We start from the raw sequence: 22,861 nt of genomic DNA on the forward strand, positions 1-22,861 counted from the left end.
AGACCCCTATGCTGCAAGCGCACATAGGACATTTTGTCCAAGTGCATTGATCTGGATCAAAGTTGCATAAGGCACGTGTAGAAATTTATCCGCCCCCGAATCCAAGGAACTGCCCATGGTGGCCAACACCGTCCCCACGACCGAGGCCGAACGCGATGCCCGCGCGATCAACGACGATGGCCATTCGGTGGGGCCTGGCGAGATCGCGATTGGCGTGGTCATCGGGCGCACATCCGAATTCTTCGACTTTTTCGTCTATGCCATCGCCTCGGTGCTGGTCTTTCCCAAGCTGGTCTTCCCCTATCTCGATCCGCTCGAAGGCACGCTCTGGTCGTTCGCGATCTTTGCGCTCGCCTTTGTCGCCCGGCCCGCCGGAACGATGATCTTCACGGCGGTCGACCGCGCCTATGGCCGCGGCGCGAAGCTGACGATCGCGCTGTTCCTGCTCGGCGGATCGACCGCAGCGATCGCCTTTCTTCCCGGCCATGCGACGATCGGCATCGGCTCGGCGCTGCTGCTCGCGCTGTTCCGCATGGGCCAGGGCGTGGCGCTGGGCGGCTCGTGGGATGGGCTTGCATCGCTGCTCGCGCTCAATGCGCCCAAGGAAAAGCGCGGCTGGTACGCGATGATCCCGCAGCTCGGCGCACCGTTCGGCCTGATCGTCGCCAGCCTGCTCTTCGCCTTCCTGATCTCGGCGCTGCCTGCGGAGGATTTCCTCGCCTGGGGCTGGCGCTACCCGTTCTTCGTCGCCTTCGCGATCAACGTCGTCGCGCTGTTCGCCCGCCTGCGCATCGTGGTGACGCCCGAATATACCGAGCTGTTCGAAAGCCAGACGCTGCAGCCCGAGCCGGTGTTCTCGACCGTGCGCAGCGAGTGGAAGATCATCGTGCTGGGCGCCTTCGCCCCGCTCGCCAGCTTTGCCATGTTCCACATGGTGACCGTCTATCCCCTGAGCTGGGTGTTCCTGTTCACCGAGGAATCGCCGGTGCGCTTCCTGCTGATCGAGGCGGTGGCGGCCGCGCTGGGCGTGCTGGCGATCCTTGCCTCGGGCAGGCTGGCCGATGCCTATGGCCGCCGCACCTTGCTCGCCGCCACCGCGGTTGCAATCGCGGCGTTCAGCGGCTTCGCGCCGCAGCTGCTCGATGCCGGGGGCGCGGGCGAGGCGGCGTTCATGTTCGGCGGTTTCATCCTGCTGGGCCTCGCCTTCGGCCAGTCGTCGGGCGCGCTCTCGTCGTTCTTCCCGCTGAAGCACCGCTATACCGGATCGGCGCTGACCTCCGACCTGGCCTGGCTGTTCGGAGCGGGCTTTGCGCCGATGGTCGCATTGTGGCTCTCGGCCAATTACGGGCTGCTCGCCGCCGGGGCCTATCTGCTCTCGGGCGCGCTGGCGACGCTCACCGCCTTGTGGTTCAACCGCGAACTCGGCCAGCAGCAATAAGCGGGGGAGGCCAGCGATGTTCGTTCCATTCGACCCCGACTGGCCGCCCTTCGATCCTCCGCGCCGTACGCCGCCCCCGCCTCCGCGCCGGCTGAGCAGTGAGCAGGAAAAGCGGCTGATGCAGGCCATTGGCCTCAACCTGCTGCTCGCGATCGTCGCGCCCATCGGTGGCGCGACGGTGATCGGCGCGCTGCTCGGCTGGTGGGGTTAGCGGGTTCGATGCCCTAAAGCGCTGGACCCGAGCATGCAAAAGGGGAGCATCGCTGCTCCCCTTTCGTGTTTCCAGACCGGTCTGGCCAGGTTTCAGAAGCGCGTGCCGAGCTCGATGCCGATGATGCGCGGCTCGTTCACATAGGCGGTCAGATTGTTGAAATCGATGCCACCGGTGGCCGAGACATTGTTGGTGATGTTGCGCGCAAAGGCCGCGACATCGAACTTGCCGTCGCCGGTGCGATAGCCGAAGCGCAGGCCGCCCTCGATCAGGCTGTCGTCGCTGAATTCGACCGAATTGTAGAGGAAGAACTGGATGCGCGAGCGATAATACCAGTCGGTGAAGACATAGAGTTCGCCATTGCCGACCGGATGGGCATAGCCGGCGGTCCAGTTGACCGACCATTTCGGCGACTGCGGCAGGCGGTTGCCGTCGATCGAGAAGATGCCCGGGCGCCCTGCGATCGGAGCGTTGAGCACGGTGCACGGCGCGCCGCATCCGGCAACGCCCAGACCCGGCGACTTGATCTCGTTCTCGTTGAAGCCGACGCCGATGCTGAGATCGAGGCCATCGGTCGGGCGAGCAGCCAGCTCGGCCTCGAAGCCATAGCCCTCGACATCATCGGCATTGAGCAGCGCGGTGACGTTGCCGCCGCCGCCGACCGCGGTCAGCTGCAGGTCCTCGGTGTTGAAATAATAGCCGGTCAGGTTGAACCGCGCCGCGCCGTCGAACAGCACGGTCTTGATGCCGGTTTCATACGACATGGTGCGCTCGGCATCGGCGACCGAGAGCGCGCGGCCGAAGGCGAGGCGGCCCTGGATCGAAGGCGCGCGATAGCCGCGTGCGGCGCGGGCGAAGATGTTGACCGCATCGCTTACCGGATAGACCGCGCTCAGGTCCCAGGTCAGCAGGTTTGCCTTGGCCTCGGTGCGCAACGTGCCGACCGGCCCGCCAAAGCCCAGGAAACCGGGGCGCGTGTCGATCGGGCGCGCGGCGGCAAAGTCGCGGTCGTCGTCATTATAGCGCGCGCCGGCCTGCAGGATCAGGCCGTTATCGAACGTGTAGCTCAAGGTCCCGAACAGGCCGAAGGCATTGGTCACCTGGCGCTGCACCGCGACCGCCGCCGCAACGGTATCGGCGGGTGCGCCATAATCGAGCGTGGTGATGTTCAGCCGCTCGTTGAAGAAGAAGCCGCCGATCTGATAGCCGAGGCCGGTCTGGTTGTTCGAGGCGAGGCGCACTTCCTGCGTATACTGGTCGAGGCTGGGCACGTCGTCGCGGGTCTGGGCGGAGAACGGGATGAAGCCCGGACCCATGCTGGGCGCAAAGGCATTGCCGAAGCCGCCGTCGATATCGCCGCGGCTCTTGAGATTGCCGTTCCAGTAGGAGGTGACCGAGGTCAGCGTCGCCGGGCCGAAATCATAGTCGACGGTCAGGCCGACATTATAGGTGTTGAGCTCCTGGAAATTGATCCCGTCCGAACGGATCCGGTCGCGGCGGAACTCGGTGCCGGGGCCGCCCAGCCCGATCAGCTCGTTGCTGCCGCGCTGGAAAACGTTGGCGCGGAACAGGATCGCCGATCCGTCGAGCACGCGGACCTGGCCGGTCAGCCGCGCGGTGAGCGGGCCGTCCTCGTACTGCAGCTGCAGCCGTCCGGCGAAATCGTCATAGCCGCCGAGGTCATCGCCCGCGCCATTGTCGATATTGTCGACCCAGTGGTCGCGGTGCTGGTAGAAGCCCGAGGCGCGGAACGAGAAGCCATTGCCCAGGTTCGCGCCGACCGCGCCTTCGAGCTGGATGGTGTTGAACCGCGCCCAGCTGGCCTTGGCATAGCCGCCATCGACGCCTGGCTTGACGGTGTCGAACTTGACGATGCCCGCGGGCGTGTTACGGCCGAACAGCGTGCCCTGCGGTCCGCGCAGCACCTCGATCCGGTCGAGGTCGAAGATCGGGAAGCCCTTGAGGATCGGGTTTTCCAGCACGACATCGTCATAGACCAGGCTGACCGGCTGCGAGGCGTTGAGGTCGAAATCGGTATTGCCAAGGCCGCGGATGTAGAAGCGCGGGAAGCTGCGACCGAACGAGCTTTCGATATTGAGGTTGGGCACGCGTCCGGCGAGGCCGCGAATGTCGCCGCCGCCCGCCTGTACTGCCGCGAGCGCATCGCTGCTCAGCGTCGAGATCGACAGCGGAACGTCGCGCTGGTCCTGCTCGCGCTTCTGCGCGGTGACGACGATGACGCCGACGCCGCGCTCGGCGTCCTCGGCCTGGTCGCCCTCTGCCGTCTGTGCTGCAGCGGGGGAGGCGAGGGCGCAACCGAATGCGGCAGCAGACAGGGCGATCGACGAAACCAGGCGGCGGGACAGGACACGCATCGGAAATATCCTCGAAGTGGCGGATGTGGCGATAGGGTAACACCGGCGGAATCGCGCCGGATCTCTGCGTCCCTTCGCTGAGACGGGAGCCGAGGACAACACTCGCCATGCGCCGGCGCCAGATTTTTCACTGGTGTTGCCTATTTGAGACAGCAATGTGTCGCTGGCGACTCAACCGGTAGCTGGAGCGGCGCTCGGCTTTGCAATGGTTTTCAAGGGCTTGCTCTGCGCAACGACCGCGCTGGCGGTCAGTCCTCGACGATCGCGCTGGCAGTGCGGGTGTCGCGCATGCGGACATAGACGATCAGCGACAGCGCGATCATGCCCGTGACATACCAGTAGAAGCCGCGCTCCCATCCGGCCTGCTTGAAGCTGAGGGCGACATATTCCGCCGTACCGCCGAAGATGGTGTTCGCCAGCGCATAGGGCAGCGCGACGCCCAGCGCGCGGATATGCGCGGGGAAGAGCTCGGCCTTCACCACCGCGTTGATCGAGGTATAGCCGGTGACGATCACCAGTCCGCCGAGCACCAGGCAAAATGCGATGACCGGATCACGCGTGGTCTCCAGCGCGGCGAACAGCGGATAGGTGCACAGCACCCCCAGCACGCCGAAGCCGACCAGCAGCGGCTTGCGCCCCAGCCGGTCGCTGAGCGCGCCCGCCACCGGCTGCAGCAGCATGAACACGAACAGGCTGGCACCGTTGATCCGCGAGGCGATCTCGCGGTCGAAGCCCGAGGTGTTGACCAGGAATTTCTGCATGTAGATCGAGAACGCATAGAAGGCGAGCGTGCCGCCTGCGGTCATCAGCATCACCGTCAGCGCCTCGCGCGGGTGATGGCTGAACAATGCGAGCATGCCCGATTTCGGCGCATCGCTGGCTTGCGCATTGGCAAAGCTCTCGGTCTCGGCCAGCCCGCGCCGGATCCAGAATACCACCACCGCCAGCGCTGCGCCGATGGCAAAGGGAATGCGCCAGCCCCAGGCATCGAGCGCGGCTTCGCTCAGCACCGCCTGCAGCACCAGCAGCACGCCGATCGCCAGCAGCTGCCCGCCGATCAGCGTGACATATTGAAAGGACGAGAAGAAGCCGCGCCGTCCCTTGCCCGCCATTTCGGACAGATAGGTCGCGCTGGCGCCATATTCGCCGCCGACCGAAAGCCCCTGCATCAGCCGCGCCAGCACCAGCAGCGCGGGGGCGAGCAGGCCTGCGGTCTCATAGGTCGGCGCCGCCGCGATCAGCAGCGATCCGGCGCACATCAGCGAAACCGACAGCGCCAGCCCGCTCTTGCGCCCCTTGCGATCGGCATAGATGCCCATCGCCCAGGCCCCGATGGGGCGCATGAAGAAGCCCACCGCAAACACCGCCGCCGCGCCGAGCAGCTGCGCGGTGCTGTCCCCCGAGGGGAAGAAATGCGGCGCGAAATAGAGCGTGAACGCCGCATAGGCATACCAGTCGTACCATTCGACCAGATTGCCCGTGGACCCGCCGATGATCGCCCGCATCCGCTCGCGCGCGGTCGGGCCGTGGGCGGACGGCGCGATGCCTGCCGGCGGTCTGACAGGTGGCGGAGAGCTCGTCATTGGCGATGCTGGCTTTGCAATGGGTCAGGCATGGCGGACCTCAAAGCGGAAATATCGCCGACTCGATACGCAAGAATCTGGCGCACCCGACAGGATTCGAACCTGTGACCTCTGCCTTCGGAGGGCAGCGCTCTATCCAGCTGAGCTACGGGTGCATCGCCAAGGGGCAAGCCCTTAGCAAGCCGATTGCGCCGCCGCCAGCCCCTTTGTGCAGCGATCATTGACCCTGTGGCCCCTGCGGCGCTATAGCTTGGGCCCGCACGCTGGCGGCCCTGGTTCATGGGGTCGCCTTTTTACTTTTGGTGCCGTGGTCCCCGTGCACCGGGTGAATGCGCAAGGCGCGTGCTGTTTTTTTGAGGGACCCGCGAAGAAGGAAGGACAAGGCTGCCATGACGATCACGCCGCTGATGCCCGTTTACCCCCGGTGCGCTGTGCGCCCGGTGCGCGGCGAAGGCTGTTACCTGATCGGAGAGCGTGGCGAGCGATATCTGGACTTTGCCAGCGGCATCGCGGTCAACCTGCTCGGTCATGGCCATCCGCACCTGACCCAGGCGATCCAGAAACAGGCCGAGACGCTGATTCACGTGTCGAACCTTTACGGCAGCCCGCAGGGCGAGCATCTCGCGCAGCGGCTGGTCGATTCGACCTTTGCCGATACCGTGTTCTTCACCAATTCGGGCGCCGAGGCGGTGGAATGCGCGATCAAGACCGCGCGCGCCTATCACCAGTCCGAAGGCGGCGATGCCAATCGCACGGTGCTGGTGACGTTCAAGAACGCGTTCCACGGCCGCACCATGGCGACGATCAGCGCGTCGAACCAGGAGAAGATGCACAAGGGCTTCGCGCCGCTGCTTCCCGGCTTCCGCTATGTCGATTTCGACGATCTGGAAGGCGCCAAGGCAGCGATCGGCCCCGATGTCGCGGGGTTCCTGGTCGAGCCGGTCCAGGGCGAGGGCGGCGTGCGTCCGGCGTCGCCCGAGTTCATGCAGGGCCTGCGCGCGCTGTGCGACGAGCATGACCTGATGCTGGTGCTCGACGAGGTCCAGTGCGGCGTCGCACGCACCGGCACGCTCTATGCCTATGAGCAATACGGTATCGAGCCCGACATCATGGCGACCGCCAAGGGCATTGGCGGTGGCTTCCCGATGGGCGCATGCCTCGCCACCGAAAAGGCGGCGCGCGGCATGGTCATCGGCACGCACGGTTCGACCTATGGCGGCAATCCGCTGGCCATGGCAGCGGGCGAAGCGGTGCTCGACGTGGTCGACAATCCCGAGTTCCTGGCGCATGTCCGCACGATGAGCGAACGGCTGCGCGGCGCACTCGAGCAGCTGATCCCCAATCACGACGAGATTTTCGATTCGGTGCGGGGCATGGGGCTGATGCTGGGGCTGAAACTCAAGGACCGGGCGGAGAACCGCGCGTTCGTGGCGCATCTGCGCGATCATCACGGGCTGCTGACCGTCGCGGCGGGCGAGAATGTCGTGCGCATCCTCCCGCCGCTGGTGATCGAGCAGGTGCATGTCGACGAGTTCATCGAGCGCCTGTCGGCAGGCGCGCGAGACTTCGCGCTGCCCGAAGCGGCTTGACGCTAAGCTGGCCCTCTCTCCTTCAGGGGAGAGGGTTGGGAGAGGGGCAAGGGTGCCATATCGCATTCCCCTCTCCAACTTCGCCTAGGCAGCGCTGCTGCCAAGGCTCCGTATCCTCTCCCTGCGAAGGAGAGAGGAGGGGGAGACATTTCATGACCCGTCATTTCCTGAACCTGTCCGACGCCGGACACGATGCCATCGCCGCCATGCTCAACGACGCGATCGACCGCAAGGACGTGCGCCATGGTTGGCCCAGGGGCAAGGCCGATCCCGATGCGCCGCTTGAGGGGCATACCCTCGCCATGGTGTTCGAGAAGAACTCGACCCGCACGCGCGTGTCGTTCGACATGGCGATCCGCCAGCTGGGCGGCACCAGCCTGATCCTCGATGCGGGCAGCACCCAGCTGGGCCGCGGCGAGACCGTCGCCGATACCGCGCGCGTGCTCTCGCGCATGTGCGATGCCATCATGATCCGCACCGACGACCATGCCAAGATCGAGGAAATGGCGCATTTCGCGACCGTGCCCGTCATCAACGGCCTGACCGACCTGTCGCATCCGTGCCAGATCGTCGCGGACCTGCTCACCATCATCGAGCATCGCAAGGCGCTGCCCGGGCTTGTCGTCGCCTGGCTGGGCGATGGCAACAATGTGCTCAACTCGATCGTCGAGGCCGCCGGGCTGATGAAGTTCAGCGTGCGCATCGGCTGCCCCGACGGCTATGATCCGGACCCGGCGTTCGTCGCGGCCGCGCGCGCGGCGGGTGGCGCGATCAGCTTCCACCGCGATGCGGGCGAGGCGGCGTCGGGCGCGGACGTGATCGTCACCGATACGTGGATCTCGATGGGCCAGGCGCATGCGGAAGAGAAGCTGAAGGCGATGATGCCGTTCCAGGTCAACGATGCGCTGATGGCAAAGGCCAAGAAGGATGCATTGTTCCTGCACTGCCTGCCCGCGCATCGCGAGGAGGAGGTGACGGGAAGCGTCATCGACGGGCCGCAATCGGTGGTCTGGGACGAGGCGGAGAACCGGCTGCACGCGCAGAAATCGGTGCTGCGCTGGGTGTTCGGCCAGCTCTAACGAAAAGGCCCCGAAAGCATCGCGCTTCCGGGGCCTTTCTTGTTGGCAAAATCGGCGGGATCAGCTCGCGGTGATCAGGTCGCCGTGCTTTTCGGTGAGCTTGTAGGCGCGCTCGTACCAGTCCGAACCGGGATAGTTCGCGCCGAGCACGGCAGCGGATTTCTTGGCTTCGGCCGGGATGCCGAGCGCCAGATAGCATTCGGTCAGGCGATAGAGCGCCTCTGCGGTGTGGCTGGTGGTCTGGTACTTGTCGACCACCTCGCGGAAGCGCAGCGTCGCCGCCAGCCAGTTGGAGCTGCGCTGGTAATAGCGGCCGATCTCCATTTCCTTGCCGGCGAGGTGATCGTTGACCAGATCGACCTTGAGCCGCGCGTCGGAGGCATAGCGGGTATTGGGATAGCGCCGCATCACCTCGCCCAGCGCGGCGAGCGCCTGCTGGGTGATCTTCTGGTCGCGCGTCACGTCGCTGATCTGCTCGTAATAGTTGAGCGAGATCAGGTAATAGGCATAGGGCGCGTCCTTGTTGCCGGGATGGATGGCGAGGAAGCGCTGCGCCGACTGGATCGATTTGTTGTGATCCTTGGCGAGATAATAGCTGAACGCGCTCATCAGCTGCGCGCGGCGGGCCCAGGGCGAATAGGGATGCTGGCGCTCGACCTCGTCGAACAGCTCGGCGGCGATCTTGTTCTGGCCGCGATCGAGCCGGTCCTTGGCCGCCATGTACAGCGTGCTGACATCGCGCGCGATATAGTTGGTGTTGACCTTGTTCTTGCCGCCCGCGCAGCCGGACAGCACGGTCAGCGCAGCCGCGCTTGCCAGAGCCAGTGTGATCGCCTTGTTCATGGCCGCAACCCTTATCGGCTAAGCACCCGTGCGCCAAGCGCAAATCCTGGGGAGCGGGAAGGATTCGCCGCACGGGCCTTCGCGTAGGTTTTGCCGGCTGTATCGCGCATGAACCGCCGGGCGATCAGAAGCTGCCGTTGATGTCGAGCCGGACGACGGGTCCGAAAAAGCGGTCGCGATCCTCGACGAACGCCACCGGCCCGTCGCGCCGCGCGACATAGAAGGTGCGCCGGAACGCCTCGTTGGTGCCGATCAGGTTGGACAGGCCCAGCCGCACGGTCAGCCCGCGCACGTCCTTGTTCTCGACATAGAAGCCCAGGTCCCCGCCATCGATCGGGAATTCGGCAAGTTGGGCAAGGCGCACCTCGTCGGCCTGTGAAAAGTCGAAATAGTTCGCGCCGACAGCCCAGTTGCCGCCGGGAATGTCATAGCGGAACTCGGCGCTGAATTCGTGGATCAGGTCGCCCGAGATGCGGCGATTGATGCCGGTCAGCGGGTCGGGCAGGCTCGACTTGCGATAGGTATAGTCGATGTCGAAGCGCACCCCGGTCCAGCCGATCACGTCCATCTTGAAGGTGGAATCGATCGAGACGCCCCAGATGGTCGCGCTGTCGATATTGCCCGGCGCCTCGCCGGTGGCGCCGATCGGTACCTGGTCGACGATATCCTCGACGAAATTGACGAACGCCTTGAGGTTGATCGATCCCAGCGCGCCGAGGTTCTGCGTAGCCTGGAAATCGACATTCCAGCTCTGCTGCGGCACCAGATCGGGATTGCCGCTGTTCTGGTTCTCCGCGCCGAGGTCTGCCGACGCCACGAAATCGAAGAAGTTGAGCTGGCCGACATCGCGCTGGAGGCGCAAGCTCAGGTCGAGCGACTTGGCCGGCTTCCACGCCAGCGACACGAACCCCTTCGGGCGGATGAAGCTGCGGGTGAGGCCATTGGGGCCGCTCTGCATGATCTGCGAGTATTCGCCGCCGATCGAGGTCTGCAGCGTCAGGTTGGAGGCGAGCGGGCGGCCATAGCTGAGGCCGACTTCCGCGCGCTTTTCCTCGACCGTCGCGTCGGACCCGGGCAGCGCCACCGGGTTGAACTGTCCCGACGTGTCGAGCAGCTTCAGCTCGGCATCGGTGTCGAGCTTGTTGATCGCGCCTTCGAGGCTGAACTGCCAGTCGGCCTTGCCCGCCTTCCAGCCATATTCGGCGCGCGCGATCGTCTCGGTCTCGTCGATCCGGGTCGCCAGGCTGTTGCCCTCGCGCGGGCGGCGATCCTCGAAATCGAGGAAGATGCGGGTGAAGAACGGGCTGTGCTCGAACCGGCGCAGGCCGATGAGCTTGAGATTGCCGCCCCACAAGGGAAACAGGTAATCGCCGCCAATCTCGTAATTATATTCCTTCTCGGTCTCCAGATAGTCGCGGTCGCGCACCACCTCGCCGTCCGAATCCTCGGTGATCCGCACCCAGCGCCGCTGATAGGCGAGATTGAGATTGCCGATCTGGCCGCTGTCGCCGGTATATTTGATTCCCGCCGCAATCCGGGGTTCGTCGCCATTGACGTACAGCTCTTCATAGCGCCGGTCGGTGACATTGCCCGCAGCGTCAAGCACGCGCTCGGTCCCGGCATTGCCGTTGCGGAAGCTGTTATTGGCAAGGCTCAGCGTATAGGCGATCTTCCCTGCCTTGCCGCTCACCGAAACCTCGCCGTTCAGCACCTGCGGATCTGTGCGGCGGAAGCGCACGCGCGGGCTCCAGCGGAACTGGCCGGTCAGGCTGTCAACCTTGCTGACGATGTTCACCACCTGGCCGGTCAGCCCGGGCAGGTTCAGCGTCGCACCGTCGATCAGCTCGATGCGGATGACATTGGCCGCGCCGATGCGGCCGAGTTCGGAGACGACATCGTTGCTCTTGCCCGAAAAGCGCTCGCCATTGATCAGCACGTTGCTCGACACCTGGCCGAGACCGCGCCGGTCCTCGCCCTCGGCGATCGAGAAGCCGGGGATCTGGCGGACCATGTCGAGCGCGGTGCGCGGGGCGAACTGCGCGAAATAGACAGGATCGAAACTGCGCAGCGGGGTCGTCGTCTGGTCTGCAGGCGCGGGCGCGGCGGGCGCGGCATCCTGCGCCCAGGCCATCGCGGGAAGGCCCGCCAGGGCGATCGCCGCCACGGATGCAAGATACCGGATTTTCACGAAATTTCCCCTGCCTTATCCGGATGCCGCCCGATTGTCGCAGCTCTTCAACTACATCCGTAGTCGTTCCCTGCGTCCGATCCTGCCTGCAATGCTCTGCAGCTTCGACCGATGCACATTCGGCTTCGACGAGCGGCTTTTATGCTGCTCATGTGCAATCCCGTTTACCGCCGCCGCCTGGCCGGTTAAGACCTTGGCGTTCAGGGGAAGGACGCGCCATGGACCCGCATGACATTATCGAACACCGCCCGATCGAGCCGCGCAGCGCCGTGCGCCGCATGGAGGGCGTGCCGCGCATCGAGTTCCGCTCGTCGACCTTTGCCTGGCTGTTCCAGTCGGGCACCGGCTGGCTGATCCTGGCCGTCGCGCTCGCGGTGCTCGCGGGCGGCATCTATGCCGGCTATGGCTGGCAGACCGGTGCGGTGCTGGCGGTGGTGCTGGGCGCCTGGATCGGCTGGAACGCGATCGAGAACCGCGCGAGCCTGTTCTGGATCGACGACCAGAGGCTGTTCATGCGGCGCGGCATATTGATGCGCAGCGAGGAAGAGATCGAGCTGTATCGCATCAAGGACGTGAAGGTCGAATTCTCGATCATCCAGCAGATGTTCGACAACGGCACCATCTGCATCAGCTCCTCGGATTCGACCGGGCGCACGGCGTCGGCCGCGCCGCATCCGCGCACGATGATCGAGGTGACCAATGTGCGCGACGCGCGCGCGATCCGCGCCGAGCTGCGCGACCGGGTCGAGGCGATCCGCCAGCGGCGCGGCGTGCGCGAATTCGACATAGGTTAAGGGGTACAGTATGACGTTCCGGACATTCGCTCTCGCCGCCGCAACGGCTCTCGCCGTCGTTGCCACGCCCGCGCTCGCCAAGCTCAGCCCGCAAGAGGCGAAGATGGTCGCGGCGGTGGACAAGGATCATGACCGCTGGATCGGCGTGCTCGAGGCGATCACCCGGCAGAACAGCGGCAGCCGCAATCTGGCGGGCGTGAAGAAGGTGGCGGACATGGTGACGCCCGAGCTGGAAAAGCTGGGCTTCAAGGTCGAATGGGTCGACCAGAGCGCCGCCAAGCGCGCCGGGCACCTGATCGCGACGCGCACCGGCCGTGCGGGCAGCACCAAGATGCTGCTGATCGGCCATCTCGACACCGTGTTCGAACCCGATTCGCCGTTCCAGAATGTCCGCCGCATCGATGCCAACACGCTCGAAGGGCCGGGGATCGAGGACAACAAGGGCGGCGTCATCACCATGTTCGCGGCCCTCGACGCGATGCAGAAGGCGGGCACGCTGTCGGCCGCGACCATCACCATCGTGCTCACCGGCGACGAGGAGGATGCAGGCGATCCCATCGACATCGCGCGCGCCGACCTGATCAAATGGGGCCAATGGGCCGATGTCGCGCTCGATTTCGAGGGACTGTCCCAGGTCGACGGCAAGGACATGGGCTCGATCGCGCGCCGCTCCTCGTACAGCTGGCAGGTCAACGCCACCGGCAAGGAAGGGCACAGCTCGGGCATCTTCTCGGCCAGCGCGGGCCATGGCGCGATCTACGAGCTCGCGCGGATCATCGACCAGTTCCATGACGAGCTGCCCGAGGACAAGCTGACCTTCAATGTCGGCCTGATCGCGGGCGGAACGGTGGCGCAGCTCGATACCGATCTGGTCCGCGCGCAGGCCGCGGGCAAGACCAACATCATCCCCGCCCAGGCCATCGCGCGCGGCGATTTCCGCACGCTGAGCGACGAGCAGTCCGAGCGGGTCAAGGCCAAGATGCAGGCGATCGTGGCGCAGCATCTGCCCGGCACCAGCGCCGAGATCATCTTCGAACAGGGCTATCCCCCGATGGCCCCGACCGAAGGCAACCGCGCGCTGCTAAAGAAGCTCAACGGCATCAACGCGGACCTCGGCCTCGAACAGATGGCCGAACTCGATCCGCTGAAGCGCGGCGCGGGCGATATCTCGTTCGTCGCGCGCTATGTCGACGGTCTGGTCGGCATGGGCCCGGCAGGCGACGGCGCGCACGCACCGGGCGAAACCGTCGACCTGCCGAGCATCAAGCGCCAGGCGAAGAGGGCGGCGATTTTGATGAGCCGGTTGGCGATGGAGAAAAGGTGAGGGGTTGGATCTGGGCCTTGGTAGGCTGAATGGCGGAATTTGTGTGGTTAGCTGCCTCTAACAACGTTTCGGATAGCGCTAGGAATGCGCACCCAAGCTAGAAGCATATTTCCCCCATAAAGCCACCCAAAGACGAATAAGCAGACAGGCACGGCTGCCGCGAATCCGCGAAAAAAGCCAACAAAAACAAGAAATAACAATGCTCCGGCCAGACAAAACATCAGGCCATGCAAACTCCGCAGGTCATAACGAAGATGGCGGCCTTCGGGGGCCGGCTCAATACGAAAATTCCCTTGGTCGTACATTGCCAACACGAGCCCATTGTTCGCGATGAGTGGATTTTCCCAAAGTGGGGAATAGAAAGTTATTGACGAATTCGTATCATTACGCACGGGTTTGGCCTGCTTGACCAAAAATTCTTCTAGGCGTTCAATTGTAATTGCGTCTGTGACATCGGGAGGCAATTCCACGGAGCCTCTCAAATGCCATATGTTGTCGATCATCGGTAAACATTTAACCGATCAAGCCATGTCCGCAATGGGGTCAAGTTCTCAAAGCCAGCTTTGTCCGTACAATCGTAGATAGCAGAGCTTCGGGTTGCCTCCCTCTCGCCGTCATGGCGCCTTCGGCTTGCCTGGGAAGGCAGGCATCCATCCCCTGCCGTTGCGTCCACAAACATCCTTCGGGAGATGGGCCCCTGCCTCCGCAGGGGACCGGGAGAGGGGGCGGGTTTGCGAAAGGCCTACGCGGCTTCGCGTCTTCGCGCGAACCCATTTTCCTCGCGAAGGCGCCAGTGGATGTCGGAGGTAGCCAAAACCGTTTTGCGCACGTCCCTCGACTTCGCTCGGGAACTCGGGGAGGTTGAGGCGCACCGGAACCCAGCCGTTTGTCCCGAGCGAAGTCGAGGGACGCATGCGCATATCCGGAAACAGGCTAGTGGAAGCCGGATGCCCCGATTGCTAGCGGGCAACGAACGGGTGAGGCATCCGGCTTCCGCAACAGGGTTAACGATCGCTTCACCGATTCGCTGTGACGCAGTTCACACCCAATTCAGCTTTGCGCGCATAGCTGACCTGTGCATTTTCATCGATGAACCGTGAAGGGACCAGTGCACATGGCCAAGGAACGCAGCCCCGGCTTCAAGCTGGGCATGACCGTGCTGATCGGCGCGCTGCTCGCGATCCCGCTGTTCATGGTCTATGCGCTCGTCTGGGACCGGCAGAGCCAGTCGGAAACCGCGCGCGCCAGCGTCGCCGAGGGCTGGGGCGGGCCGCAGATGCTTGCAGGGCCGGTGATGGTCATCCCGTACCGCCAGCAATCGGTCGAGACCGTCACCGAGAACGGCAAGGCGATGACGCGCGCGGTGACGATCGAGCGCGAACTTTTCCTCGCGCCGGTCACCAATACCGCTTCGGTCGATGTCGAGCCCGATCGGCGGCCCAAGTCGATCTATGAGACGGTCGTCTATGAGGCGCGGGTCAAGGGCACGGCGCGGTTCGCGCTGCCTGAGGATCTCGCGCGCTTCGGGGTGCGGCCCGAGGAGCTGCTGCTCGACCGCGCCGAGATCCGCGTCGGCATTTCGGATGCGCGCGGGCTGCTCGCCGACAACAGCCTCGCGATGGCGGGCAAAGCATTGCCGCTCCGCCCCGGCAAGGGGCTGGGATCGACCAACGGATCGGGCTTCTTTGCCTTTGCCGACTGGTCGGACAGCGCCGGAGCGCCGGTGGACGTCGCCTATCGCTTCGGCGTGCGCGGCAATGGCCAGCTGATGCTGATCCCCGATGGCGAGGCGACCGACTGGAGCGTGCGCTCGCACTGGCCGCATCCGAGCTTTGCCGGACAGTTCCTGCCGAACAGCCGCCAGGTGTCGGACAAGGGCTTCACCGCGCGCTACAAGATCAGCAATCTCGCCTTGGGCCGCGCGATCGTGCAGCTGCCCCAGCCGGGCGAGCAGGTGGCTGCCGGCGGCCAGATGGCGCAGATCGACCTGATCGAACCGGTCAACCTCTACAGCCAGGTCGACCGCGCGGTGAAATACGGCTTCCTGTTCATCGGCTTCACCTTCCTCGCCTTCCTGATGTTCGACATCATCGCGGGCGCGCGCGTCGCGGCGGCGGAATATCTGCTCACCGGCGCCGGGCTGATCCTGTTCTTCGTGCTGCTGCTCGCCTTTGCCGAGATCATCGGCTTCACGCTGGCCTATCTGCTCGCTTCGGGCGCGATCATTGGGCTCATCTCGGCCTATAGCGCCGCGGTGCTGGGCAGCGCCAAGCGCGCCGGCTTTATCGGCGGGCTGCTGCTCGGGCTCTATGCGCTGCTCTATGTGCTGCTCAACCTAGAGGCCTATTCGCTGCTGATCGGATCGGTGCTGCTGTTCGTGGCGCTGGCGGCGGTGATGTATGTCACGCGCCGGGTCGACTGGTCGGGCCTCGGCCAGCGCGACCCTGCTAAAGGCTTGCCGGAAGCGTAAACCCGTCCATAGTGCATCCAAACGATAATATGAGGATGCACCTATGGATTTCACGCTTCCGGCGGAGCTGACCGCCTATCTGGCCGAGCTCGACGCGTTCATCGCGAAGGAGATCAAGCCGCTCGAGCAGGCGGACGACAATATCCGCTTTTTCGACCATCGCCGCGAATGGGCGCGGACCGATTTCGATAATGGGGGCCTGCCGCGCCACGACTGGGAAGAGCTGCTGCGCGAGGCGCAGCGCCGCGCCGATGCCGCCGGGCACTGGCGCTTTTCCGCGCCGAAGAAATACGGCGGCAAGGATGGATCGAACCTGTGGATGGCGGTGATCCGCGAGCATTTCGCGGCGCAGGGGCTTGGCCTGCACAACGACCTGCAGAACGAGCATTCGATCGTCGGCAACTTCCCTTTCGTCGCGATGTTCGAGGAATTCGGCACCGAGGAACAGAAGCAGGAGTTCATCCTGGGCGGGTTCGAGCGCAAGCGCATCACCGCTTTCGGGCTCACCGAACCGCATCACGGATCGGACGCCACGCATATGGAGACGCGCGCGGTCCGCGAGACGCGCGATGGCGTGCCCGGTTGGCGCATCGATGGCGAGAAGATGTGGATCACCGGCATGCATGTCGCGACGCATTGCGCGCTGTTTGCGCGGACCAGCGGCCAGGACGGCGACGCGCGCGGCATCACCTGCCTGCTGGTGCCCACCGACACGCCGGGCCTCAAGATCGAGGAGTATCTCTGGACCTTCAACATGCCCACCGATCACCCGCGCCTGTCATTCACCAATGTTTGGGTGCCCGAAAGCGCGATGCTGGGCGAGGAGGGGCGGGGGCTTTCGCTCGCGCAGAGCTTCGTCCACCAGAACCGCATCCGCCAGGCGGCATCGTCGCTGGGCGCGGCCGTGTTCTGCATCGAGGAAAGCGTGAAATATGCGCGCGAGCGGCGGCCGTTCGGCAAGGCGCTGGCCGAGAACCAGGCGATCCAGTTCCCGCTGGTCGAGCTCGCCACCCAGGCCGAGATGCTGCGGCTGCTGATCCGCAAGACCGCCTGGGACATGGACAATATGCCGCACAAGGCGATCGAGCGCGAGCTGTCGGACAAGGTCAGCATGTGCAACTACTGGGCGAACCGGCTGTGCTGCGAGGCGGCGGACCGCGCGATGCAGGTGCATGGCGGCATTGGCTATTCGCGGCACACGCCGTTCGAGCATATCTATCGCCACCACCGCCGCTATCGCATCACCGAAGGGTCGGAGGAAATCCAGATGCGCAAGGTGGCGGCCTATCTGTTCGGCTTTCTGGGCCCCAGGCGCGCGCTGTTCGAATAGCAGCGGGGGTGCGAGCCACCGTCCAACAAAACCTTGATTTCCGCATGCAAAACAGCCATCTCCTAATCGGAACGATTCACTCCGATTAGCGGGAGGCCCCGATGCGCCTGTCCAGTCTTGCCGATTATGCCGTGGTGCTGATGAGCGCCGCTGCGCGCCATTGCGGTGGCATGCGGTGCAACGCGCGGGCCTTGGCCGAAGAGACCGGCCTGCCGCTGCCCACCGCGCAGAAGCTGGTGAGCAAGCTGTCCGCCGCCGGGCTGATCGAATCGGTGCGCGGGGCAGGGGGCGGTTTCCGCCTGTCGCGCCCGCCCGCCGCGATCACGCTCGCCGATATCGTCGAGGCGGTCGATGGGCCGATCACCATCACCGTCTGCTCCGGAGAACATGCCAGCGACTGCGCCATCGAGGGCAGCTGTCACGTCCGCCCGCACTGGCAGATCGTCAACCGCACCATCCGCGCGGCGCTGGCCTCGGTCACGCTCGCCAGCCTGGGCCAGCACATCCCCGACCCCCGCCGCCCCGAACACCCGCTTGATTTCAAAAGGACCGTATCGTGACCGACAGCAGCAACACCGCTGAAAGCAAGCTGCGCGATGCCGATGCCTGGGCCGCGGCGGAAAAGGTGGGCACCTATGAATGGGGCTTTACCAGCGATATCGAACAGGAACTCGCGCCCAAGGGGCTGAACGAGGACACCGTCCGCTATATCAGCGCCAAGAAGAACGAGCCCGAATGGATGCTCGACTGGCGGCTCAAGGCTTTCCGCATCTGGCAGGAGCTGCCCGAGCCCGACTGGGCCAAGCTCAACTATCCGCCGATCGACTATCAGGACGCCTATTACTACGCCGCGCCCAAGGCCAAGCCCAAGCTCGGGTCGCTCGACGAGGTCGATCCGGAAATCCTGCGCGTCTATGAAAAGCTCGGCATCCCGATCGAGGAGCAGAAGGTGCTCGCAGGGGTCGAGGGCGCGCGCAAGGTCGCGGTCGATGCGGTGTTCGACAGCGTCTCGGTCGCCACCACCTTCCGCGAGGAGTTGTCCAGAGCGGGCGTGATCTTCATGTCGATCAGCGAGGCGATCCGCGAGCATCCCGAGCTGGTGAAAAAGTGGCTCGGCAAGGTCGTGCCGGTGCGCGACAATTATTTCGCGTGCTTGAACTGCGCGGTCTTTTCCGACGGCACCTTCGTCTACATCCCCGAGGGCGTGCGCTGCCCGATGGAGCTTTCCACCTATTTCCGCATCAACGCGGAAAATACCGGCCAGTTCGAACGCACGCTGATCGTCGCCGACAAGGGCAGCTATGTGTCCTATCTCGAAGGCTGCACCGCGCCGCAGCGCGACGAGAACCAGCTGCATGCCGCGGTGGTCGAGCTGGTCGCGCTCGACGATGCCGAGATCAAATACTCGACCGTGCAGAACTGGTATCCCGGCGATGCCGAGGGCAAGGGCGGCATCTACAATTTCGTCACCAAGCGCGGCCTGGCGCAGGGCGCGCGCTCGAAGATCAGCTGGACGCAGGTCGAGACCGGCTCTGCGGTGACGTGGAAATATCCGAGCTGCGTGCTCAACGGCGAGGACAGCGTCGGCGAATTCTATTCGGTCGCGGTCACCAACAATTACCAGCAGGCCGATACCGGCACCAAGATGATCCACAACGGACGAGGGTCCCGCTCGACCATCGTGTCCAAGGGGATCAGCGCGGGGAAGAGCAACAACACCTATCGCGGGCTCGTGCGCGTGGCCCCCGGTGCGGAGGGCGTGCGCAACTTCACCCAGTGCGATTCGCTGCTGCTTGGCGACCAGTGCGGCGCGCACACGGTGCCCTATATCGAGGTGCGCAATCCTTCCGCGACGATCGAGCACGAGGCGACGACCAGCAAGATCAGCGACGACCAGCTGTTCTACGCGATGCAGCGCGGGCTCGCCCAAGAAGACGCGGTGGCGCTGATCGTCAACGGCTTCGCGCGCGAGGTGCTCAAGCAGCTGCCGATGGAATTCGCGGTCGAGGCGCAGAAGCTGCTGGGCATTTCGCTTGAGGGGAGCGTGGGGTGATCGCGCTGCTCGCCCTTGCTGCGCTCCAGCCTGCCCTGGCTACGCCACCCCCGGCGAACGAGATCGTCGTGATTGCCGAGCGGATGAGCCGCATCAAGCTGCGCCTGTCGCGCAAGAAGGGCGTGCTGAAAAGCTGCCGCGTGCGCGCGTCGAGCGGCGATCCGGTCGTCGATGGCTATGCCTGCGAAGCAATTGGCGCATGCATGGCCGAAGGCGCGACCAAGCGCGGCCCGCTGGCCGATTGCGCCACCGACAAGGTGCTGGCGTTCTACATGGACCGCAAGCGCGGACCGGAGGCGAGCGAATGATCGGCTTCGCTGCAACAACCCCTTCTCCCCTCAAGGGAGAGGGATAGAACGGAATGACAATGCTCAAGATTGAAAACCTCCACGCCACGGTCGGCGAAACCGCGATCCTCAAGGGGCTGTCGCTCACCATCAACGCGGGCGAGATCCATGCGATCATGGGGCCCAATGGCGCGGGCAAGTCGACGCTCGCCTATACGCTGGGCGGACGGCCCGGCTATGAGGTGACCGAGGGTTCCGCGACCTTCGACGGGCAGGACCTGCTCGCCCTCGAGCCGTACGAGCGCGCGGCGGCCGGGCTGTTCCTGGGCTTCCAGTACCCGGTCGAGATACCCGGCGTCTCCAACCTGCAGTTCCTGCGCGAAAGCCTCAACGCCCAGCGCAAGGCGCGTGGGGAAGAGCCGCTTTCGGGCGCGGAGTTCATCAAGCTCGCCAGGGAAAAGGCGGCGCTGCTGCGCATGGACATGGAGATGCTCAAGCGCCCGGTGAATGTCGGCTTTTCGGGCGGCGAGAAGAAGCGCAACGAGATGGTGCAGATGGGGATCATCGATCCCAAGCTCGCGCTGCTCGACGAGACCGATAGCGGGCTCGACATCGACGCGCTGCGCATTGTCGGCGAAGGCATCAACGCGATCATGCGCAAGGGCGACAAGGCAGTGCTGCTGATCACCCACTATCAGCGGCTGCTCGATCTGGTGAAGCCCGATTTCGTCCACGTGCTGGCCGGCGGCCGCATCGTCCGCAGCGGCGGGCCCGAGCTGGCGCTGGAGTTGGAAGAGCAGGGTTACGAGGCCGTGGCGTGATGACCAACGTCATCCCCCTTCCCACCCGCAGGGACGAGGCGTGGCGCTATGCTGATCTCGATGCGCTGGCGCGCGTCTGGGGCGAAGTGCCGTTAGCGCCCGAGCGGATCGTGGTGCCCGCAGGCGAGACGCTTAGTCGGCAGATCGTGCTGCCGGTGGCGCTGTCGGGCGTGTCGATCACCGATCTCGATGTCGAGATTGAGGCGGGCGCGACCTTTGCGTTGCACCTGCTGGCGACCGACGCCGATTATGGCCGGATGAGCATCCATGTGCTGCTGCACGAAGGCGCGCATTTTGAGATGGGCGGGGCGATCCTGGGCCATTCGGACCAGACGCTCGAGATCGTCACCAGCGTGAACCACGCGCACCCCAATGCGACCAGCAACCAGGTGGTGCGCAGCGTGCTCGCGGGCCGGGCGACCGGATCGTTCCTCGGCAAGGTCGCGGTCGCGCGCCATGCGCAGAAGACCGATGCGTCGCAGTCGGTAAAGGCGATGCTGCTCGACCGCACCGCGACCGCCAATGCCAAGCCCGAGCTGGAAATCTATGCCGACGACGTGAAATGCGCGCACGGCGCGACTGTGGGCGAGCTCGACAAGCAGGCCCTGTTCTACATGGCCGCGCGGGGATTGCCGCCGCAGGTGGCGCGCAAGCTGATGCTGCAGGCGTTCATCGCCGACGCATTCGTGTCGCTGGACGACGATGCCGCGCGCGAGACGATCGAAACGCGCGCGCTCGCGGCGCTCGAGGGGCTGGCGTGATGGCCACGCTCACCGCACCCCGCCTGCTCGACCGTCGCACCGATTTTCCCGGCCTGGTCACCGCCTCGGGTGAGCCCTGGCATTATCTCGATTCCGCCGCCACCGCGCAGAAGCCGAAGGCGGTGATCGATGCGATCGCGCGGAGCTATGGCGGTGATTACGCCACCGTCCATCGCGGCGTCTATGCGCGCTCGGCGGACATGACGATCGCCTACGAGGCTGCGCGGCGCAAGGCGGCGGCGTTCATCGGTGGGCGCGAGGACGAAACCGTGTTCGTGCGCGGCGCGACCGAGGGGATCAACCTGGTCGCCTCGAGCTGGGGGGGCAAGAACCTCAAGTCCGGCGACCGCATACTGCTCAGCCAGCTCGAGCATCACAGCAATATCGTGCCCTGGCAGCTGGTCGCCGAGCGCACCGGCGCGGTCATCGATGTCGCGCCGCTGACCGAAGATGGCCAGATCGATCTCGAGGCGGTCGAGGCGATGCTGACGCCGGCGCACAAGATGGTCGCGCTCGCGCATGTGTCGAACGTGCTCGGCAGCGTGCTCGATGCGAAGCGCGCGGCGGCGCTGGCGCACAATGTCGGCGCGCTGCTGCTGCTCGATGGCTGCCAGGCGGTGCCGCGCATCCCCGTCGATGTCGCGGCTTTGGGCTGCGATTTCTATGTCTATAGTGCGCACAAGCTCTATGGCCCGACCGGCATCGGCGTGCTGTGGGGCCGGGCCGCGCTGCTCGATGCCATGCCCCCCTGGCAGGGCGGCGGCGCGATGATCGACCGGGTGACCTTCGAATGCACCAGCTATGCCCCGCCGCCGCAGCGGTTCGAGGCGGGTACGCCGCATATCACCGGCGCCATCGGGCTGGCGGCGGCAATCGATTATGTGCAAGCGATCGGCGTCGAGGCGATCCACGCACACGAATGCGCGCTGGTGGCAGAGGCGCAGGACGCGCTGTCGGGCATCAACGCGATCCGCCTGTTCGGGCCGAAGGACAGCGCGGGCATATTGTCGTTCGAGATGCAGGGGGTGCATCCGCACGATATCGGCACCATATTGGACGAGGCGAATGTCGCGATCCGCGCCGGGCATCATTGCGCGCAGCCGCTGATGGACCATCTGGGCGTGCCCGCGACCGCGCGCGCGAGCTTCGGGATTTACAGCAACAGCGAGGATGTCGCCGCCCTGGTGCGGGGACTGGAACGGGTCCGCAGGATTTTCGGGTGAGGCTTATGGAAGAGACGGGAAAGATCGTGATCGACGAGGTCGAGGCAGTGGCCAAGCCGCCCAAGGCGCGCGTGCAGGACGTGGTCGAGGACGCCGCGCCCGCGGAACCGCGCCGCCGCGACTATCTGGACGGCTTCCTCGCCGAAAAGCCGCAAGGTCAGGCTCCGAACGAGCCCGGCGGCGAGGTGTACGAGGCGGTGATCGACCGCTTGAAGGGCATTTACGATCCCGAAATTCCGGTGAACATTTACGACCTGGGGCTGATCTACGGCGTCGAGGTGAACGACGCGCATGCGGTCATCACCATGACGCTGACGACGCCACATTGCCCGGTCGCCGAATCCATGCCGGGTGAGGTCGAGATGCAGGTTTGCTCCGTCCCCGGCATCGCCGATGCCGAGGTCAATCTGGTCTGGGACCCGCCGTGGGATCCCGGCAAGATGAGCGACGAGGCCCGGCTCGAAATGGGGATGTTGTGATGTTTTCCCTTCT

At 64.9% G+C, this 22,861-nt stretch carries 20 protein-coding genes and 1 tRNA gene; 15 read left to right on the forward strand and 6 right to left on the reverse strand.

What is annotated here, in order from left to right:
* The first annotated feature begins 115 nt into the window (after positions 1-115).
* Positions 116-1,438 carry an MFS transporter gene (locus FG486_RS07890; RefSeq protein WP_137776257.1) on the forward strand — a complete coding sequence of 441 codons (1,323 nt, stop codon included), beginning with the start codon at positions 116-118 and terminating at the stop codon, positions 1,436-1,438.
* Positions 1,439-1,454: 16 nt separating this feature from the next.
* Positions 1,455-1,649, forward strand: a complete 195-nt coding sequence (locus FG486_RS07895) for a hypothetical protein (protein ID WP_066274266.1) — start codon at positions 1,455-1,457, stop codon at positions 1,647-1,649.
* A 92-nt stretch (positions 1,650-1,741) separates the two neighbouring features.
* Here FG486_RS07895 and FG486_RS07900 read toward each other — a convergent pair whose 3' ends face one another.
* The 3 genes from FG486_RS07900 to FG486_RS07910 all read right to left on the reverse strand — a co-directional run bounded on the left by FG486_RS07900 (position 1,742) and on the right by FG486_RS07910 (position 5,762).
* The gene (locus tag FG486_RS07900; RefSeq protein WP_181267156.1) at positions 1,742-4,024 is read right to left on the reverse strand and encodes a TonB-dependent receptor; all 2,283 of its coding nucleotides are present in this window, start codon (positions 4,022-4,024) and stop codon (positions 1,742-1,744) included.
* Positions 4,025-4,272: 248 nt separating this feature from the next.
* Positions 4,273-5,529 (reverse strand): MFS transporter, encoded by a 1,257-nt coding sequence (locus tag FG486_RS07905; protein ID WP_241695749.1) that lies wholly within the window; start codon positions 5,527-5,529, stop codon positions 4,273-4,275.
* A gap of 156 nt (positions 5,530-5,685) precedes the next feature.
* Positions 5,686-5,762: transfer RNA gene (locus tag FG486_RS07910), tRNA-Arg, on the reverse strand.
* A 234-nt stretch (positions 5,763-5,996) separates the two neighbouring features.
* Here FG486_RS07910 and FG486_RS07915 point away from each other — a divergent pair.
* Positions 5,997-7,196, forward strand: coding sequence for an aspartate aminotransferase family protein (locus FG486_RS07915; protein WP_181267158.1), 1,200 nt, complete (start codon positions 5,997-5,999; stop codon positions 7,194-7,196).
* Between the two features lie 152 nt (positions 7,197-7,348).
* Positions 7,349-8,275: an ornithine carbamoyltransferase gene (argF, locus tag FG486_RS07920; RefSeq protein ID WP_181267159.1), complete on the forward strand. Its 927-nt coding sequence runs from the start codon at positions 7,349-7,351 to the stop codon at positions 8,273-8,275.
* A gap of 60 nt (positions 8,276-8,335) precedes the next feature.
* On the opposite strand, the gene FG486_RS07925 is transcribed toward argF, so the two are convergent.
* On the reverse strand, positions 8,336-9,118 hold the full coding sequence (locus FG486_RS07925; protein ID WP_066281322.1) for an outer membrane protein assembly factor BamD: 783 nt from the start codon (positions 9,116-9,118) through the stop codon (positions 8,336-8,338).
* Positions 9,119-9,242: 124 nt separating this feature from the next.
* Entirely contained in the window at positions 9,243-11,306 is a 2,064-nt protein-coding gene (locus tag FG486_RS07930) for a TonB-dependent receptor domain-containing protein (protein WP_181267160.1), read from the reverse strand.
* A 218-nt stretch (positions 11,307-11,524) separates the two neighbouring features.
* Here FG486_RS07930 and FG486_RS07935 point away from each other — a divergent pair, with 218 nt between their 5' ends.
* Positions 11,525-12,100 carry a PH domain-containing protein gene (locus tag FG486_RS07935; RefSeq protein WP_181267161.1) on the forward strand — a complete coding sequence of 192 codons (576 nt, stop codon included), beginning with the start codon at positions 11,525-11,527 and terminating at the stop codon, positions 12,098-12,100.
* Positions 12,101-12,110: 10 nt separating this feature from the next.
* Entirely contained in the window at positions 12,111-13,424 is a 1,314-nt protein-coding gene (locus FG486_RS07940) for a M20/M25/M40 family metallo-hydrolase (protein WP_181267162.1), read from the forward strand.
* 47 nt (positions 13,425-13,471) lie between these two features.
* Here FG486_RS07940 and FG486_RS07945 read toward each other — a convergent pair whose 3' ends face one another.
* A complete protein-coding gene (locus tag FG486_RS07945) occupies positions 13,472-13,927 on the reverse strand; it encodes a hypothetical protein (protein ID WP_181267163.1) in 456 nt (151 codons plus the stop codon).
* 611 nt (positions 13,928-14,538) lie between these two features.
* Between FG486_RS07945 and creD the strand changes: the two genes are divergently transcribed.
* The 9 genes from creD (at position 14,539) to FG486_RS07990 (ending at position 22,848) form a co-directional block, all read left to right on the forward strand.
* Positions 14,539-15,894, forward strand: a complete 1,356-nt coding sequence (gene creD / locus FG486_RS07950) for a cell envelope integrity protein CreD (RefSeq protein WP_181267164.1) — start codon at positions 14,539-14,541, stop codon at positions 15,892-15,894.
* A 43-nt stretch (positions 15,895-15,937) separates the two neighbouring features.
* Positions 15,938-17,224: an acyl-CoA dehydrogenase family protein gene (locus tag FG486_RS07955; protein WP_181267165.1), complete on the forward strand. Its 1,287-nt coding sequence runs from the start codon at positions 15,938-15,940 to the stop codon at positions 17,222-17,224.
* A 101-nt stretch (positions 17,225-17,325) separates the two neighbouring features.
* Complete coding sequence (locus FG486_RS07960) at positions 17,326-17,784, forward strand: SUF system Fe-S cluster assembly regulator (protein ID WP_181267166.1); 459 nt, start codon at positions 17,326-17,328, stop codon at positions 17,782-17,784.
* The gene (gene sufB / locus FG486_RS07965) at positions 17,781-19,277 is read left to right on the forward strand and encodes a Fe-S cluster assembly protein SufB (RefSeq protein ID WP_338401591.1); all 1,497 of its coding nucleotides are present in this window, start codon (positions 17,781-17,783) and stop codon (positions 19,275-19,277) included. Before FG486_RS07960 ends, sufB begins: the two co-directional genes overlap by 4 nt.
* On the forward strand, positions 19,274-19,585 hold the full coding sequence (locus tag FG486_RS07970) for a hypothetical protein (RefSeq protein ID WP_066281353.1): 312 nt from the start codon (positions 19,274-19,276) through the stop codon (positions 19,583-19,585). Before sufB ends, FG486_RS07970 begins: the two co-directional genes overlap by 4 nt.
* 59 nt (positions 19,586-19,644) lie before the next feature.
* Positions 19,645-20,385 (forward strand): Fe-S cluster assembly ATPase SufC, encoded by a 741-nt coding sequence (gene sufC / locus FG486_RS07975; RefSeq protein WP_181267167.1) that lies wholly within the window; start codon positions 19,645-19,647, stop codon positions 20,383-20,385.
* Positions 20,385-21,146: a SufD family Fe-S cluster assembly protein gene (locus FG486_RS07980; protein ID WP_181267168.1), complete on the forward strand. Its 762-nt coding sequence runs from the start codon at positions 20,385-20,387 to the stop codon at positions 21,144-21,146. Before sufC ends, FG486_RS07980 begins: the two co-directional genes overlap by 1 nt.
* Positions 21,146-22,369 carry a cysteine desulfurase gene (locus FG486_RS07985; protein WP_181267169.1) on the forward strand — a complete coding sequence of 408 codons (1,224 nt, stop codon included), beginning with the start codon at positions 21,146-21,148 and terminating at the stop codon, positions 22,367-22,369. Before FG486_RS07980 ends, FG486_RS07985 begins: the two co-directional genes overlap by 1 nt.
* 5 nt (positions 22,370-22,374) lie before the next feature.
* The gene (locus FG486_RS07990; RefSeq protein ID WP_181267170.1) at positions 22,375-22,848 is read left to right on the forward strand and encodes an SUF system Fe-S cluster assembly protein; all 474 of its coding nucleotides are present in this window, start codon (positions 22,375-22,377) and stop codon (positions 22,846-22,848) included.
* The last annotated feature ends 13 nt before the right edge of the window (positions 22,849-22,861 follow it).

This window comes from Blastomonas ursincola (assembly GCF_013607875.1).
GTDB classification, from domain to species: Bacteria; Pseudomonadota; Alphaproteobacteria; order Sphingomonadales; family Sphingomonadaceae; genus Blastomonas; species Blastomonas ursincola.